The 14,608-nt window shown below is 70.3% G+C and carries 9 protein-coding genes; 8 read left to right on the top strand and 1 reads right to left on the bottom strand.

The features are described from left to right. Positions 1 to 142 precede the first annotated feature (142 nt). Genes ACH49X_RS06205 through ACH49X_RS06235 form a run of 7 tightly spaced genes read left to right on the top strand, consistent with a single transcriptional unit; the run spans position 143 to position 13,381 of the window. Positions 143 to 6,466 carry an SDR family NAD(P)-dependent oxidoreductase gene (locus tag ACH49X_RS06205; RefSeq protein WP_357208194.1) on the top strand — a complete coding sequence of 2,108 codons (6,324 nt, stop codon included), beginning with the start codon at positions 143 to 145 and terminating at the stop codon, positions 6,464 to 6,466. Then, positions 6,463 to 7,887 (top strand): aminotransferase class I/II-fold pyridoxal phosphate-dependent enzyme, encoded by a 1,425-nt coding sequence (locus ACH49X_RS06210; RefSeq protein WP_357208191.1) that lies wholly within the window; start codon positions 6,463 to 6,465, stop codon positions 7,885 to 7,887. Before ACH49X_RS06205 ends, ACH49X_RS06210 begins: the two co-directional genes overlap by 4 nt. Then, complete coding sequence (locus tag ACH49X_RS06215) at positions 7,884 to 9,896, top strand: CRTAC1 family protein (RefSeq protein ID WP_323124185.1); 2,013 nt, start codon at positions 7,884 to 7,886, stop codon at positions 9,894 to 9,896. The genes ACH49X_RS06210 and ACH49X_RS06215 overlap by 4 nt, the downstream gene beginning before the upstream one ends. Continuing rightward, on the top strand, positions 9,893 to 11,080 hold the full coding sequence (locus ACH49X_RS06220; RefSeq protein WP_195078539.1) for an enediyne biosynthesis protein: 1,188 nt from the start codon (positions 9,893 to 9,895) through the stop codon (positions 11,078 to 11,080). Before ACH49X_RS06215 ends, ACH49X_RS06220 begins: the two co-directional genes overlap by 4 nt. Further along, positions 11,077 to 11,571, top strand: coding sequence for a flavin reductase family protein (locus tag ACH49X_RS06225; RefSeq protein WP_195078538.1), 495 nt, complete (start codon positions 11,077 to 11,079; stop codon positions 11,569 to 11,571). The genes ACH49X_RS06220 and ACH49X_RS06225 overlap by 4 nt, the downstream gene beginning before the upstream one ends. A gap of 34 nt (positions 11,572 to 11,605) precedes the next feature. Continuing rightward, complete coding sequence (locus tag ACH49X_RS06230; RefSeq protein ID WP_357208188.1) at positions 11,606 to 12,568, top strand: DUF1702 family protein; 963 nt, start codon at positions 11,606 to 11,608, stop codon at positions 12,566 to 12,568. Between the two features lie 9 nt (positions 12,569 to 12,577). Continuing rightward, on the top strand, positions 12,578 to 13,381 hold the full coding sequence (locus ACH49X_RS06235) for an SDR family NAD(P)-dependent oxidoreductase (protein WP_195078536.1): 804 nt from the start codon (positions 12,578 to 12,580) through the stop codon (positions 13,379 to 13,381). 66 nt (positions 13,382 to 13,447) lie between these two features. Here the strand turns inward: ACH49X_RS06235 and ACH49X_RS06240 are convergent, their stop codons facing one another. Continuing rightward, on the bottom strand, positions 13,448 to 13,885 hold the full coding sequence (locus ACH49X_RS06240) for a hypothetical protein (protein ID WP_195078535.1): 438 nt from the start codon (positions 13,883 to 13,885) through the stop codon (positions 13,448 to 13,450). 99 nt (positions 13,886 to 13,984) lie between these two features. On the opposite strand from ACH49X_RS06240, the gene ACH49X_RS06245 reads away from it, so the two are divergent. Next, on the top strand, positions 13,985 to 14,554 hold the full coding sequence (locus tag ACH49X_RS06245; protein ID WP_195078534.1) for a TetR/AcrR family transcriptional regulator: 570 nt from the start codon (positions 13,985 to 13,987) through the stop codon (positions 14,552 to 14,554). The last annotated feature ends 54 nt before the right edge of the window (positions 14,555 to 14,608 follow it).

Below are 14,608 nucleotides of genomic sequence, written 5' to 3' on the forward strand. Positions count from 1 at the left end.
CCGCGGAACCACTTCACCGCCGGACGACGCCAAGGCCGAACAGGTTTACCGGCGCCGCGATTCCGGCTGTCTCCACGCTGATTCGATGATGCGGACGTTCACCCGTCCGCGTTTTCGAATGCCCGAGCATCAGGGGATTTGCATGCCCAATGTAGCAATTGTCGGTATCGGCTGCCGTTTTCCGGGCGGCATCGACGGGCCGGACTCGTTCTGGGATCTCGTCGTGCGCAAGGGCGACGGAATCGTGGAGATACCGGCGGACCGCTGGAATATCGCCAAGTTCTACGATCCGGACCCGGACGCGCCGGGCCGGATGTACACCAGGCACGGCGGATTCCTCACCCAGTCGCTGTGGGAGTTCGACGCCGAGTTCTTCGGCATCTCCCAGCGCGAGGCGTCGATCATGGATCCGCAGCAGCGACTGCTGCTCGAGGTCGCCTGGGAGGCGCTCGACGACGCGGGGATGGCGGGCCGGGTCGGCGGACGCGAGGTCGGCGTGTTCGTCGGCGGCTTCATGAACGACAACGCGCTGGTGCGCAGCGGCTCGGTGGCGCGGGCCTCGATCAACAGCCACAGTCCGACCAGTTCGTCGCACACGCTGCTGTCGGCGCGCATCGCGTTCCTGCTGGATCTGCTCGGGCCGACCATGACCATCGATACCGCATGCTCGTCCTCCCTGGTCGCGCTGCACCAAGCGGTGCTCGCGCTGGAGTCGGGCGAGTGCGAGACGGCGATCGTCGGCGGCGCCAACGCGATGCTGCGCCCCGAGGCGTTCATCTCCATGTGCAAGGGCCGCTTCCTCGCGGTCGACGGCCGGTGCAAGTCTTTCGACGCGGCGGCCGACGGCTACGGCCGTGGCGAGGGCGCGGGCGCCGTGGTGCTGAAGACGCTGGACGCGGCGGTGCGCGACCGCGACCGGATCTACGCGGTGGTGCGCGGCAGCGGCGTCAACCAGGATGGCCGCACACTGGCCATCCCGGTGCCGAACCCGGCCGCGCAGGAGGCGCTGGCCCGGCGGGTGCACCGGCTGGCGGGCATCGACGCCAGCGACATCCGCTATGTCGAGGCGCACGGCACCGGCACGCCGGTCGGCGACCCGCTCGAATTGGCCGCCCTCGGCGCGGTGTACGGCGCGGTCGACGGCCGCGACGAGCCGCTGCCGGTCGGCTCGGTGAAGAACAACATCGGCCACACCGAGGCCGCCGCTGGCGTCGCCGGTCTCATCAAGGCCGCGCTGACCCTGCGACACGGTGTCATCGCGCCGCAAATGCGGCTGGACAACCCGAATCCCGAGATCCGGTTCGACGAGCTGCGAGTTCGCATTCCGCTGGAGACCGAGCCGCTGCCCAACGACGACGGGCGAGCCGCGGTGGCGGTCAACAGCTTCGGATACGGCGGCACCAACGCCCACGCGATCCTCACCCGTGCGCCGGAAGCGCCCGCGCAGGCGCGGACGCGCGGGCCGATCACGGTGCTGCCGCTGTCGGCCCGCAACGAGACCGCGCTGCGCACGATGGCCACCCAGGTGCACGACCTGACCGAGACCATCCCGGTGGACGCGGTGACCGAGGCGGCATGGACGCAGCGCGCGCATCATCCGATCCGCGCGGCGTTCGCCTACCGCGACACCGACGACTTGCGTTCGCAGCTGGCCGATTTCGCCGCGGGCGCGGGCAAGTCCCCCGCCCGCGCGCTCACCGACGGCTCCACCCAGCCGGTGTTCGTGTTCAGCGGCATGGGCCCGCAGTGGTGGGGCATGGCCCGTGGCCTGCTCGAGGCCGACGGGCACTTCGCCGCCGCCGCGCGGTCGATCGACGAGGTCTTCCAGGAGATCGCGGGCTGGTCGATCGTCGAGGAACTGCTTCGGCCCGAGGCGGAGTCGCGGATCACCAGGACCGCGTACGCGCAGCCGGCCAACTTCCTGGTCCAGGCCGCGCTCGTGGCCGAGCTCGCCGAACTCGGCATCCGCCCCGCCGCGGTGGTCGGCCACAGCGTCGGCGAAGTGGCCTCGGCCTACGCCTCCGGCTCGCTGTCGCTGCGCGACGCGCTGCTGGTGAGCTATCACCGCGCACGGTTGCAGGCGACCACCGCTGGCACCGGCGGCATGCTCGCCGTCGGCCTGTCCGAAGAGCAACTGCGCGAGCGCCTCGCGGGCGTGCCGGGCGTCTGCGTCGCGGCGATCAACAGCCACTCCGCCGCGACGCTGTCCGGCGACCTGGCCGAATTGGACCGCATCCGCGAGGAGCTCACCGCCGAAGGCGTCTTCGCCAAGGCGCTGCGTGTGGAGGTGCCCTACCACAGCCATCTGATGGACCCCATCCTCGGCGAACTCACCACCGTGCTGGCCGGACTGGCGCCGCGGGCCGCGCGGGTGCCGATCTGGTCCACCGTCACCGGCGGCGAGCTGTCCGGTCCCGACTGGGATGCCGAGTACTGGTGCCGCAACGTGCGCGAGCCGGTGCGGTTCGGCGCGGCCGTGGACAGCCTGCTCGATGCCGGGCACCGGGTCTTCCTCGAGGTGGGGCCGCATCCGGTGCTCAGCGGCAACGTCAAGGAGGCGTTCGTGCGCCGCGGCCTGGAGGGCGCGGCGATCAGCACCCTGTCGCGCACCGCCGACGACCGCGACAACCTGCTGCGCGCGGTGGGCGAGCTGTACCAGGCGGGCGGGTTGGACACCGCGCACGCGCCGGGCGCACCGGACGCCCCGGTGGCGCACCTGGACCTGCCCCGCTACCCGTGGCAGCGCCGCACGCTGTGGACCGAGGACCCCGCGATCGAGGCCGACCGCGTCGGCGCCGTCGACGGCTACGTCATGCTCGGCCAGCGCACCGCGGCGTCCGCGCCGGAATGGGAAGTGGAACTGTCGGTGGCCGCGCTGCCGTGGCTGCCCGATCACGTGGTCGACGGCTCCGTCGTGCTGCCGGGCGCGGCCTATCTGGACGCCGCGCTCAGCGCCGTCGCGGTGCGGACCGGTCGCGCCACCTTCGGGCTGGAGTCGGTCCAGTTCGTCGCGCCGCTGGTGATCGGCCAGCACGACGTGCCGGTGCTGCGTCTCACCGTCGAGGAGACCACCCGCCGGTTCACCCTGCGTTCGCGCGCGGCCACCGCGACAACGTGGACGATCAACGCGCACGGCAGGCTGATCGAGGCGGACGTCGACCCGCGCACCGTCGACCTCACCCCGGCGGCGGACGCGGTGGAGGTGTCCGCGGCGACGCTCTACGACGGCCTGGCCGCGCACGGCCTGGCCTATGGGCCCAGCTTCCGGCTGATCACCGCCGCCAGTGTCGGCGCCGACTCGGTGCTGGCCCGGCTCGATCTCACGCCGCTGGCCGGGAGCGCGCCGAGCCTGCCGCATCTGGCCCACCCCGCGGCGGTCGACGCCGCGTTGCAGTGCTTCGCCGCCTTGTACGCGCAGACCGCGCACGGCGCGAGCGTCGTGGTGCCGTCCTCGGTCGACGGGGTCCGCTGGACCGGGCCGCTGCCCGAGCAGGCGGTCGTGCTCGTCCGCCGCGTCGACGGCGACCCGCTGTGCGCCGACATCACTGTCGCTTCCCCCGAAGGTGCTGTGGCACTGACTCTTTCGAGGGTTCGGTTCGCCAGCCTTGCGGCCGAGCCCGATCTGCACGACCAGCTCGACGAGCTGTTCTACGAGCCGGTGTGGGCGATCGTCGACGACACCGCGCCCGCCGACGAACCCGTGGGCGGCGAGGAGTTCCTGCTCGTGGTCAGCCTGGGCAGCACCGTCTCCCAGCGCGCCAAGGAGATCGCCAGCGCGCGGGCGTCGGCGGAGATCCTCACCCTGGAACCGGAAGCGGCCGACGCCTCCGACCGTGTCCTAGCCGCATTGCGGGCCGCGCAGGCGCGGCCCGGCGTCACGCGCGGCCGCCTCGTCGTGGTCTCCGGCGCCGAACTGGACGCGGTGCCCAACGCCTACGGGCTGGCGCAGGTCGCCAAAGCGGTCGGCGAGCTGGTGGTCGGCGAGGAGGACGGCGAGGCCCCTGCCATCGAGGTGCGCGCGGTGGTGGTCACCGAGCAGGCGTTCTGCCTGCCGGTCGACGCCTTCGCCCATCCCGCGCAGGCCGCCCTCACCGGCGCCAGGCGCACGCTGCGCAACGAGCAACCCGCGGTGCACTGGCGACTGGTCGACACCGAGCCCGCCACGCGCGCCGCCGACGTCGTCGAGCAGGTGTTCGGCGACGGGCGAGCCGACGAGGTCGCGTTGCGTGCGGGCGCGTGCTGGGCGCTGCACCTGCGCAAGTCCCTGCGCGACCATCTGGCGGTCTGGGACGAGGCCGCGCCGCTGACCGACCCGGACAGCTCCTTCCGCCTGGAGATTCCGCGCTCGCGGCTGCTGTCGGACCTGACCTGGCGCGCGGTCGATCGCGTGCCGCCGGGGCCGGGCGAGGTCGAGATCCGGATGGACGCGGTGGGCCTCAACTACAAGGACGCGCTCAAGGTGCTCGGCGTGCTCACCGAAAAGGAGCTGGCGGGTACGTATTTCGGCACCGAACTGGGCATGGACGGTTTCGGCGTGGTCGAGCGGGTCGGTCCGGGAGTCACCGAGGTCGCCGTCGGGGACGAGATGTCGGTGTGCGCCAGGGATCTGCTTCGCAGACACGTCACCCTCCGGCCGGACGAGGGCGCCACGATGCCACTCGACTACCCGGACACCGTGCTCGACCCGTGCCACTCCAGCTCGGTCCTGCCCTTCCTCACCGCCGAATTCGCCTTCGGCGACCTCGCGCACCTGCGACCGGGTGAGACGGTGCTGGTGCACGGCGCCGCGGGCGGCATGGGCATGGCCGCGGTCCAGGTCGCGGTGCGTCTCGGCGCGCGGGTGATCGCGACGGCGGGCTCGGACGAGCGGCGCGCGGTGGCCGCGTCGGCGGGGGCGCACGAGGTGGTCAACTCGCGCTCGATCAGCTTCGTCGACGACGTGCTCGACCTGACCGATGGACGCGGCGTCGACGTGGTCTACAACTCGTCTCCCGGCGAGATCCTCCAGCAGAACCTGCGGGTGGCCGCCGAATTCGGGCGGATCATCGAGATCGGCAAGGCCGACATCTACGGCGGCGGCGCGATCGACCTGCGTCCGTTCGACCGGAACCTGTCGTTCTTCGCCGTGGACATGGACCGCGCGCTGGCCGTGCGGCCCGAGCTGGTCCGCCGCGCCGCACGCCGGGCGATGGACGCGCTGAACGACGGCACCTACGACTATCTGCCCTACACCGCGTTCCCGCTCACCGCGACGACCGAGGCGTTCGAAACCGTGGTGCGGTCCAAGCAGATCGGCCGGGTGGTGCTCGACCTGCGTGAACCGGAACCGTCCGTGCTGGTCAAGCGGCCGAGTCTGCCGATCGACCCCGCCGCGAGCTACCTGGTGACCGGCGGCTTCGGCGCGTTCGGTCTGGCGACCGCGCGCTGGCTGGTGCGGGTCGGCGCGCGGCGGCTGGTGCTGGCCGGACGCAGCGGCGCCACCGGCGACGCGGCCCGCGCCGCGGTCGCCGAGCTCACCGCCGCGGGTGCGGAGGTCGTCGAGGAGCGCCTCGACATGGCCGACTACGACGCCGTCGCCGCGCTGGTCGATCGCATCCAGGCCAGCGGACATCCGCTGCGTGGTGTGTTCCACGCGGCCGGCGTGGTGAACAACCTCGAGGTCCCGCAGATCACCGCCGAATCGCTGGCGGAGATCTTCGGGCCCAAGGTCGCGGGCGCGGTCAACCTGGACACCGCCGTCACCGCGGCCGGCATCGATCTGGACATGTTCGTGCTGTTCTCCTCTGCGAGCAGCATCGTCGGCATATCGCCCCAATTCGGGTATGCCGCAGCCAATTCCGTACTCGACATGATCGCGGCCGCCCGCCGGGCCCGCGGCGCCGCCGCACTCGCGGTGAACTGGGGCTTCATGAGCGGCGGCGGTGGCATGGCCGACTACGAGGCGGTCAGCCGATACGCGGAGATGACCGGGTACCGCTCGGTGGACATGGACGTGGCCACCGATCTGCTCGGCGAGTGCCTGCGGCTGAACCTGCCGCAGATCGTGCTGTTCGACGTCGACTGGAGCCAGTGGGCGCTGGCGCATCGCCCGTCCACCCGCACGCCGCGTTTCGCCGACCAGGTGGCGGCCGCGGGCGGCGGCGCGGCGGGCGCGGGCGCGCTGCGGGCGGAGATCCTCCAGCTGGGGCCCGAACAGCGCGGCGAGGTGGTGGCCTACCTGCTCGCCGAGCAGCTGGCGGCGGTGCTCGGGGTCGACGCCGAGACGATCGACCTGAACACCCCGCTGCCCGAACTCGGCATGGATTCGCTGATGGGCATGGAGTTCGGCGCGCGCGTGGTGCAGGTGCTCGGCACCCAGCTGTCGGTGCTGGCCGTGATCGGACTGACGTTGCGCGGGCTCGGCGCGCGGATTGCCGAGCAGATTGCCCAGGAAGAAGAGCGCGCGGCGAGGAGCGAGGACGAATGAGCGGCAACAACAGGGAACTGGCCCGCGCACTGCTGGCCAGGCACGCAGGCGGCGAGCACACCGCCACGGCGAACGGCAACGGCGCGCGAGCCGCCAACGGCGCCGCCGCCCCGGCCGCGGCCACCGGCAACGGCGGCGGCGCGGAGCGCGGGGCCGCGCACACGTCGTTCCGTGACCATCCCGGCGTGCTCGAGGCCGCGCAGCGGTTCGGGCGGTTCGACGCCTGGGTCAACGAGGTCGGTCTGGTCAACCCGTACTACCTGCCGCACGAGGGCATCAGCGGCGCGGTGACCAGGATGGCCGACCGGGACGTGGTGAACTTCAGCAGCTTCGGCTACCTGGACCTGGCCGCCGACCCGCGGGTGCGGCAGGCCGCCAAGGACGCGATCGATCGGTACGGCACCTCCGCCGCCGCGGTCCGGATCGTGGCGGGCGAGCTGCCGATCTATCGCGAACTGGAAGCCGAGATCGCGGGCATCTACGACACCGAGGCCGCGCTGGTGACCGCGAGCGGCTACCTCACCAACGCCGCCGCGGTCGGATTCCTGCTCGGCAAGCGCGATCTCGCGGTCTGCGACGCGCTGATCCACCACAGCGTGGTGTCCGGCACGGAGTGGTCGCGCTGCAAGCGAGTCTCCTTCCGGCACAACGATCCCGAGTCGCTCGAGACGATCCTCAAGATGTCGCGGCGCAGTTTCGACCGGGCCATGGTGATCATCGAGGGCCTCTACAGCATGGACGGCGATGTGGTCCGTCTGCCGGAGATCATCGAGGTGGCCCGGCGCTACGACTGCTCGATCATGATCGACGAGGCGCATTCGTTCGGCACCCTCGGCGCCACCGGGCACGGCGTGCGTGAGCTGTTCGACCTGCCCGGCGACGCCGTCGACGTCTGGATGGGCACCCTGTCCAAGGCGCTGGGCAGCGTCGGCGGCTATCTCGCGGGCAACCGGGAACTGGTCGACGGGTTCAAATACGTCGCAGGCGGTCTGAGCATGTACACCGCCGCGCCCGCTCCTTCGGCCATCGGCGCCGCGCTGGCCGGGCTCGAAGTGCTCCGCGACGAGCCGGAACGCGTGACGCGGCTGCGGCACAACAGCGAGTACTTCCACCGCCGCGCCAAGGAGTACGGCTTCGACATCGGCACGTCGGAGGACTCACCGATCATCCCGGTCATGACCGGCGCCGACGAACCGGCCGTGCTGGCGGCGCTGGCCATGCTGCAACGCGACTTCAGCGTCAACGCCATCACCCACCCGGTCGTCCCGGCCGGGGAGGCCAGGCTGCGGTTCTTCATCAACTGCAGGCACACCGAGCAGCAAATGGACCAGGCGCTGGCCACGCTGCGCGAGGTGCTCGACGGACTCGCGGACACCGCGGGACAGCAATTCACACTCGCCCATGAGGAGCAGCACTCGTGAAAATTCCCATCAACCGATCCCTCCTGCGAAAAGCGGTGGTGCCAGGGGTGGCGCTGCTGCTGATGGGCTCGCTGTTCATTCCCGCGCGGTCGGCGCTGCTGCCCACCTACGACGAGGCGGGCGGCCCCATCGCGAGCAAATTCGATTTCACCGCGATGCCGATCGCGCTGCCCAAGGGCCTGCCGACCGACCGCAAGATCCGCGAACTGCGCGAGCCGTACAAGCACCTGTCGGCGTGGATCTCCTCGGTCGGCGCGGCCATCGCGATGAACGACTTCGACGGCAACCGGCTGGCCGACGACCTGTGCGTGGTCGACCCGCGCTCCGACACCGCCTTCATCACCCCGACGCCGGACAGCAACACCGCCCGGTACGAGCCGTTCGTGCTCGATCCCAAGCCGCTGCCTGCCGACACCTCCACGGTGCCGTCGGGCTGCATCCCCGGCGACTTCAACGGTGACGGCCGCATGGACGCGCTGGTGTCGTACTACGGCCGCACCCCGATCCTGTACCTGCAGCGCGCCAACGCGACCCGCCTGGACGCCAAGGCGTTCCGCCCGATCGACCTGGTGCCGTCCCCGAACACCGCGGACGGGCACTACGAGGGTCAGCGCTGGATCACCGCCGCGGTCTCGGTCTCGGACTTCGACGGCGACGGCAAGCCCGACATCTACCTGGGCCAGTACTTCAACGACATGGACGTGCTGTCCAAGGACGGCCAGCTCGCGCTGTGGATGACCGACTCGCTGTCCAACGCGCGCAACGGCGGCAAGGACCGCATCTTCACCCTGGCCTCCGCCAAGTCGGGCGACGAGCCGACCGCCGAGTACCGCGAGGTGGCCAACCCGTTCCCGATCGGCATGGACACCGGATGGGCGCTTGCCGCCGCCGCGGCCGACCTGAACGGCGACCAGCTCCCGGAGTTGTACGTGGCCAACGACTTCGGACGCGACCGCCTGTTCGTCAACAAGTCGACGCCGGGCCAGATCCGCTTCGGCTTCGCCGAGGGCGAGCGCGGGATCACCGAGCCGAAGTCGTATGTGCTGGGCCATGATTCGGACAAGGGCATGGCCGCCGACTTCGGCGATCTGAACGGCGACGGCATGCCGGACCTGTTCGTCAGCAATATCGCCGTGCGCTTCGCGCTGATGGAAGGCCACTTCGCGTTCTACAACACGGCCGAGGACACCGCCGACGCGGCACGTCAGCTGGCCGAGGGCGTGGCTCCGTTCGAGAACCGCGCGACCGACGTCGGCCTGGCCTGGGAGACCTGGGGCTGGGACGCCAAGATCGACGACTTCGACAACGACGGCCGCAACGAGCTGATCCAGGCCACTGGCATGATCAAGGGCGAGACCAACCGGTGGCCGCAGATCCAGGAACTCGGCACCATGAACGACGATCTGACCAAGTACCCGTGGTCCTGGCCGATCATCGGCTCCGACGCCGATATCGCCGGCAGCGACCCGGTCGGATTCTTCAGCCGCGGTGACGACGGCAAGTTCGCCAACCTCACCCACGCGCTCGGCATGGACACCCCGGTGCCCTCGCGCGGCATCGCGGTCGGCGACACCTCCGGCAACGGCGCGCTCAGCTTCGCCGTCGCCCGGCAGTGGGGTGATCCGACCTTCTACCACAACAACAAGGCCAAGGGTGGCCAGTTCCTCGGCCTGAAGCTGTTCAAGCCGGCCTGGGAGGGCAACGCGGCCACGACCACCGTCGCCGGTCTTCCCCCGCAGGGCGTTCCCGCGGTGGACGCCCAGGTCGAGGTCCGCACGGCGGACGGCCGGTTGCTCAGCAGCCACCTCGACGGCGGCAGCGGGCACACCGGCAAGCGGGCCACCGAGGTGCACATCGGGCTCGGCGAGGTCGATCCGGCCGCCCCGGTGAACGTCACGCTCCGCTGGCGGGAGACCAACGGCACCCCGCACGAACAGTCCCTCCAGCTCGCGCCGGGCTGGCACACCGTGAACCTCGCCTCGGACGCGCAGGAGGTCAAGCAGCGATGAGCGACAACGACAACAAGGATCCGGGCGAGGCGAAAGCCGCCTCCAACGGCCATCACGAAACGCAGGCGGCCGAGGGCAACGGCAGCGCACCTGCCAACGGCAACGGCGCCGCTCACCAGGGCAATGGCGCCACGACCACCGCCGAACGCATCTCCTCCATGCAACGCTCGGGCACCGAGTTCGCCAAGGAATGGATGGAAAAGCCCGCGCCGACGAAGGATCCGCGCTACCTGGCGCTGCGGAACTTCGCCATCTCGATCACGATCTTCAACCTGATCGGGTTCCCGCTGCTCGGCTTCGAGCAGCCGTTCCTGTGGCCGTTCATCGCACTGGCCACGGCCTACACCACCGAGATCGGGCTGGAGGTCCTGGCGGCCTGGGCGTACAAGCGCCCGCCCGCCTTCCGTGGCCGCGGGCCGCGTGGGCTGTTCGAGTTCCTGCTGCCCGCGCACATCACCGGTCTGGCGTTCAACTTCCTGACCTTCGCGCACGACAAGCTGTGGCCGGTGATCTTCGGCATCGTGGTCGCGGTCGGCACGAAGTGGGTGCTGCGCGCGAAGATCAACGGCAAGATGCGCCACTTCATGAATCCGTCGAATTTCGGTGTGGTGGTGTGCTTCCTGGTGTTCCCGATGATCGCGGTGGCGCCGCCGTACCACTTCACCGAATACATCACCGGACCGGCGGACGCGCTCATCGTGCTCGGCCTGCTGACGACCGGCACCATGCTCAACGCCAAGCTGACGCTGAAGATGCCGCTGATCATGGCGTGGGTCGGCTCGTTCGCGCTGCAGGCCATCGTGCGCGGGCTCATCGAACCGAACATCTCGATCCTGGCCGGACTGAGCATGATGACCGGCCTTGCGTTCGTCCTGTTCACCAATTACATGGTCACCGACCCCGGCACCACCCCGTCGGGCAAGAAGCAGCAGATCATGTTCGGCGCCTCGGTCGGCATCATGTACGGCGTGGTCACGGCGCTGCACATCTCCTACGGGTTGTTCATCGCGCTGGTGATCGTCTGCGGCGCCCGCGGCGTCTACTGGTGGGCGCGCGGCATCGCCGAATGGTGGGGGCAGCGGGGCGCGGCGCCGGAGGCGGCGCAGCAGCCCGTGGTGGCCGACGACTTGGAGGCCGACATCACGGGCGAACCGGAACCGGAGAAGGAGGCTGCCCGCTCATGAGCGACCGCGCCGAGCTGCGCCGCGTGCTCGGCGCGTTCACCACCGGTGTCACCGTGGTCACCACCGGGTGGCCACGGCCGCACGGCATGACCGCCAACGCGTTCACGTCCGTCTCGCTGGATCCCCCGCTGATCCTGGTGTGCGTCGCCCACACGGCGCGCCTGCACCGGGCGATCCACGAGGCGGGCGCGTTCGCCGTTTCGGTGCTGTCGGCCGAGCAGGAGCCGGTGGCCCGGTATTTCGCCGACTCCGCGCGGCCCGACGGCAGCGCCCAATTCGACCAGGTCGAGTGGTTTCCCGGACCGCACACCGCGGCGCCCATGCTGGCGAACGCGGCCGCGGGCCTGGAGTGCAAGCTCGACGCCGTGTTCGACAGCGGCGACCACAGCATCGTCGTCGGCGAGGTCGTGCACGCCGAACGCGACGCCCGACTGGCCGCCACGGGAGCGCTGACCTTCTTCGACGGCGGCTTCCGTCGCTTGATCCTGTGACGATCCCCCACTCCTCCGACGAATGGAGAACCCCATGCCCTCGCCGTTGGGTCCGCTGCGCGCGGCCCTTTTCGTCCCCAGTCCGGCCAGCGTCCGCGAGGTGCTCGGCAAATTCGAGCAGCCCGACCAGCACACCGCGCTCGAACTCGAGCAGGTGACCATGCACTTGGTCGGCGGCATCGACTCCGCGGTCCGCAGTTCGGACAACGACGAGCTGATCGCCACTCTCTCGCAGGTGCCGCCGAAATATCGCGGGTTCGCCTACGAAGGCGCCGCGGTCGGTCTCACCGCGATCGACTCGCTCTCGCCCGGACGCCGCGCCGCCGACTTGATCGAGGGCCCGGCCAGTGAGTACGCGCTGACCATGTACGTCGGCGTCGGCTTGGCCATGGCGAAGATCCCCAAGGTGCGGTGGAAGAAACTGTTTCCGCAGCACCCGCTGTTCCGCTGGCTGGCCATCGACGGCTACGGCTTCTACAAGGCGTTCTTCCAGATGCAGCGCTATGTGCGCGACAAGCACGTCGAGACCCGCTACCCCGCCTGGCTCGGCGACCGCGACAACCTGAAGCGCATCGCCGACCAGGGCATGGGCCGCGCGCTGTGGTTCATCGGCGGCGGCAGCCCGGCCGGTGTCGTGCGGCTGATCGGCGAGTTCGAGCCGAAACGGCACGCGGATCTGTGGAGCGGCGTCGGCATCGCCGTCACCTTCGCGGGTGGTGTGGAACCCGCCGCGATGGAGGAACTCTGGGAGGTGGCCGGTGAGTTCCGGCCGCAGCTGTCGCTCGGCTCGGCCATGGTCGCCCGCATCCGGCAGCAGACCAACAGCGTCAACGAGCACAGCGAAGCGGCGGCGCAGGTCTTCTGCGGCACCACCGTGGCGAAGACCGACGCGCTGATCGAGAGTTCACTCGACGATCTGCCCGATGACGGCAGTTCCGCCACCTACCTGCTGTGGCGGGACCGGATCGCCGACATCGTCACCTCGAGCCGGGCCTGAGCCGCCGCGATGGCACGGGTCCGGGACTGGGTCGGCAAGCACGTCGTCGTCACCGGCGGGTCGGAAGGAATCGGCGCCGCGGTGGCGGCGGCCTTCGCGGGGCGCGGCGCGCGGGTGTCGATCATCGCGCGCCGGAAGCTGCCGCTGCGCGACACCGCGAAGCGATTGGGCGCGGACTGGGCCGCCGCCGACGTCACGCGCGCGGACGAACTGGCCGCTGCCATCACGGAACTGGAGCAGCGCAACGGGCCGTGTGAGGTCATCGCCTGCTGCGCCGGTCTCGCGCTGCCGGGCCGGTTCCTCGACGTGGACCCCGACGAGTTCGAGGCGCAGATGTCGGCGAACTACCTCGGTGCGGTGCACGCGGTGCGGCGGGTGCTGCCCGGCATGGTGGAGCGTGGTCAGGGGAAGATTCTGCTGGTCAGTTCCACGGCGGCGTTTCTCGGTATCACGGGGTACACCGCCTACGGACCGACCAAGGCGAGCGTCCGGCAGCTGGCGTTGTGCCTGCGCTACGAAGTCGAGCCGAAAGGCGTCGACGTCACGGTGATCTATCCGGCCGACACCGACACACCGGGGCTGGCCATGGAGAACACCCGCAAGCCGGTGGAGACCAAGGCGATCACCGGTTCGATCGAGCCGATGCCGGCCGAGCGCGTCGCCGAGGCCGCGGTGCGCGGCCTGGAACGCGGCCGCCACCACATCGCGCTCGACCCGCTCACGCGGTTCTTCCTGGCCTGGGCGAACCTGCCGGAGGACTTGGCGCGGCCGTTCATGCGCCGCACCATCGCGAAGGCGTTGCGCGGCAACTGAACGCAGACGCGTCGAAGGCCCGCTCACCCATCGAATCTCGAGGGGTGAGCGGGCCTTTCGTCGTCTTCAGCCGACGATGACGATGACACAGGCCGCGATGAACAGCACCTGAACCAGCGCCCGCAGGGGCAAGGGCATGGTCTTGATGCCCAGTTCGGCGCGGGCGGCGCGGACGTTCGCCGGAAACAGCGCAACCAGCAGCGCGATCAGGCAGGCCGCGGCCAGGTCCGCGGTCGCGGGAACGAGCACACCGGCCGCGCCCGCCAATTCCAGCACGCCGGTCAGCGTCACCAGCGCGGGAGCGTTCGGCAGCCGCGGCGGCACCATGGCGATCAGAGCGTCGCGGCGCGGTTGGAGGAAGTGCGCGCTGGAGGTGAGCACGAGCATCGCGGCCAGCCCGAGCGCGGTCGCGTGCGCCCACGAATCGAGCCAGCCGTTGCCGGTCAGCCAGCCGATGAGCCGGACGACTGCGGTGACGGCGACGAGGACGACCAGCGGTGCCATCGGGATCTCCTGTAGATCGAAGAGCAAATCTTGACAGTGGAAAGATAGACTCGACGGCATGAACTTGTCAATGTCTAGATAATCGGTCACCATCGAGACATGGCGAAGGACGGGTACCACCACGGAGATCTTCGCGCGGCACTGCTCACCGCGGCCGCCGAGCGGATCGCCGCCGACGGCGTCGACGCCGTCTCGCTGCGCAACCTGGCCAGGCACACGGGCGTCTCGCATGCCGCGCCCGCCCACCACTTCGGCGACAAAGCGGGGCTGCTCACCGCGTTGGCCACCGAGGGCTTCGAACTGCTCGCCGCACAGCTCACACGGGCGGGGGATGATTTCCGCGAGGTGGCGGTGGCCTACATTCGTTTCGCCCGCGAACACCCAGGGCACTTCGACGTCATGTTCCGGCACAGCCTGCTGCATGCGGAGGACGAGACATTGCGCTCCGCGCGCGAGCGGTCGGCGCTGGCGCTGCGCTCCGGCGTCTCCGGCATCCAGCCGGGCCACGGCAACGAGCACCGGAAGGCGACCCAACTGGCCGCGTGGTCGCTGGTGCACGGCTTCGCTTCGCTGTGGCGCGAAGGCGCACTGCATAATTCGACACTGGCCGACGATCCCGATCCGGAGGCCCTCGCCCGCAAGATGCTGTCCACCATCCGCTTCGACTGACCGGAAACCGGCTTGCGACCAGCCGCCATCGTGCTATCCACAGACCCGGAAGGA

Origin of the sequence: Nocardia sp. NPDC019323, from assembly GCF_044389845.1 — a bacterium.
Classification (GTDB): Bacteria; Actinomycetota; Actinomycetes; order Mycobacteriales; family Mycobacteriaceae; genus Nocardia; species Nocardia implantans.